The organism is Bacillus sp. 0102A (genome assembly GCF_036765155.1).
Lineage (GTDB): Bacteria > Bacillota > Bacilli > Bacillales > Bacillaceae > Bacillus > Bacillus subtilis_G.
Genome location: NZ_JBAIZW010000030.1, coordinates 1 through 343, shown reverse-complemented (window position 1 = coordinate 343; position 343 = coordinate 1). Strand labels below are relative to the sequence as shown.

The following is a 343-nucleotide window of genomic DNA, read 5'->3' as shown; positions in this document are numbered from 1 at the left end:
TGTTCTTTGAAAACTAGATAACAGTAGACATCACATTCAATTAGTAATACAAGATATCACATAGTGATTCTTTTTAACGGTTAAGTTAGAAAGGGCGCACGGTGGATGCCTTGGCACTAGGAGCCGATGAAGGACGGGACGAACACCGATATGCTTCGGGGAGCTGTAAGCAAGCTTTGATCCGGAGATTTCCGAATGGGGAAACCCACCACTCGTAATGGAGTGGTATCCATATCTGAATTCATAGGATATGAGAAGGCAGACCCGGGGAACTGAAACATCTAAGTACCCGGAGGAAGAGAAAGCAAATGCGATTCCCTGAGTAGCGGCGAGCGAAACGGGA

1 rRNA gene is annotated in these 343 nt (G+C 46.4%); it reads left to right on the top strand.

The window, feature by feature from the left end:
• Positions 1-78: 78 nt before the first annotated feature.
• Positions 79-343: ribosomal RNA gene (locus tag V6D41_RS21455) — 23S ribosomal RNA — on the top strand; the annotation flags it as partial.